The 2,202-nt window shown below is 41.4% G+C and carries 1 protein-coding gene; it reads left to right on the forward strand.

Features of this window, described 5'->3' with window-relative positions:
• Positions 1–548 precede the first annotated feature (548 nt).
• A partial coding sequence (locus AB4653_RS23190) for a TonB-dependent receptor (RefSeq protein ID WP_372105423.1) occupies positions 549–2,202 on the forward strand: 1,654 nt, incomplete at its 3' end.

Below are 2,202 nucleotides of genomic sequence, written 5' to 3' on the forward strand. Positions count from 1 at the left end.
GAGAGCAGCCTCTTTGAACTGCATGAACTAACAGATCATGCTAATCATTTACTAAAGTACCTATCTAAAGCTCTAAATTCTGTCTTAGATTAATTCTGCATAAGCTTAATGCTGTCTTATTTTTTAAATTTTTGTTTCAACCCTCCTTATGAATAGGGCATCTCGTTAGGTGCTCTAGCCATCAAAAATCAGAATGCCAAACCCAAGCTAATTGTTAAAAATGATAATTATTATCAATATCAAATGAGAATGCTTTACATTTAAATATGCAACCGATAAAGTACGGTTGAAAATTCGTCAGGTCATTGAAAGGAAAATCATTTTTCAATTTATTCGTTGAGTGATTTAGGCCTTGTTCAATGTGACGTTTTTTAGTCGGAATTTTGGCTCATGTATTAAAGCAGTGGTCAATAAGGAGCTAAGGAAGTACAGCTGATACTCGTTTTGAGTTGTTGCGTTTTCAACCTTTGAATGTCTTCCCTAGTTTTCCTTATAAATGCCGTACATGAGCCCACCTAAAGTTAATGCTTAATCAAGGAGAATTTTAAATGACAGCATTACGCCCCGCGGCAGTGAATGAGCTAGGAAATAGCAAATTCAAGCTACGTACTTTATCTGCAATCATCATGGGACTTTGTGTCAGTGGTCAAGCTTTTGCAGCGACGAACAATAATAATGAAACTACCGCTAACGAAGAAAAAACTACTTTTGAAGTTACCGTGTATGGCGAGAAAATAGAACGTTCGATTTATGATACGGGCTCAAGCGTGCATGTGTATGATGAAGATCGTATTGCGACTACTCCAGGTGCATCTGAGGTCGATGACTTGCTGCAGCTAACACCGAACATTGTAGATTCAGGTCAGGGTAATAACCTACCATCGATTCGTGGTGTTGATGGGTCAGGTCCTTCATTCGGTGGTCTTGCAGCCTTTGGTGGCTCTGTGCCAAGATTGAATCTTTCAATTGATGGACGCTCACTCAGCTATTCTGAAGTCGCGTTCGGTCCTCGCTCTTTATGGGATATGCAGCAAGCGGAAATTTATCTTGGACCGCAAAGCTATGTCCAAGGTCGAAATGCTTCTGCGGGTGCTATCGTTTTAAAATCCAATGATCCGACTTACGATTTTGAGAGCAAAGTTAAGGCTGCTATTGGTCAGCAAGACTATTCTCAAACCGCTGCGGTAATCTCAGCGCCAATACTTGAAGATCAACTGGCCTTCAGGTTGAGTGTTGATCAACAAAAACGCAGTAGTTATGCAGACCTTACTGCCTATGAACCTGTCGGTGACCCTAATCGAATTGAGATGACGACAGCTCGCGGTAAATTTTTACTAGAGCCAGCAGGCCTTCCTGGATTCAAAACCACGTTAACGATTGCCCATATGGATACCGTTGGACCTCAATCTGAATCTCAACAGACAAAGATCAATAGAGCTGTTTACGAAACTCAGTCAACAAGCGGCATTTGGGATGTATCTTATGACATCTCAGATACGTTAGTGTTCGAAAATAATTTGATCTACACCGATCGCACCTACGATCGAATCACTGATCCTGCGGGCAGAAAGCAGGATTTCAAATCGAAAGGTAATGAGTTCCAAATAGAGCCTTTGGTTCGATTTGATTCCCTTAGCGAAGATCTTTCTGGTTTGTTTGGTTTACGCTACTTCAAATCTGAAGATGATGATGTATTTGAACAGACTGGGTCATCTATACCAATGGAAGGCAAAAACCGTGCTATGTCGGCATTCGCTGAAGTGACGTACTTGGTGATGCCGAGCATCGAAGTTGTAGCGGCAGGGCGATTCGAACGCGAAAGCAAAAAACGCTATGTTGCCCCGGGTCGCTTCGGCTTAGATTATGATGAAACATCAAATGTATTCCTTCCTAAGCTTGAAGTTGCCTATAAGCCTGAATCAGATCAAACCGTGGGTATCCGAGCAGCTAAGGGCTTTAACTCTGGAGGTGGCGGTGTTGGCTTCAATAACAAAACGTGGGCATTTTCTTCATATACGTATGAAGACGAATACGTTTGGAACTATGAATTCTTCACTCGCCATAGTCTGCTAGATAATGAACTTGAGTTAACAACTAACGTCTTCTACAACGACTATGATAATTTCCAAGTACTGGAGACTTCATCAAAAGGTGATGTGAAAGTTGATAATGTTGATGAAGCATATACTTACGGTGCAGAAC

The sequence above is a fragment of the Vibrio sp. 10N.222.48.A3 genome (assembly GCF_041475345.1).
GTDB classification, from domain to species: Bacteria; Pseudomonadota; Gammaproteobacteria; order Enterobacterales; family Vibrionaceae; genus Vibrio; species Vibrio tasmaniensis_A.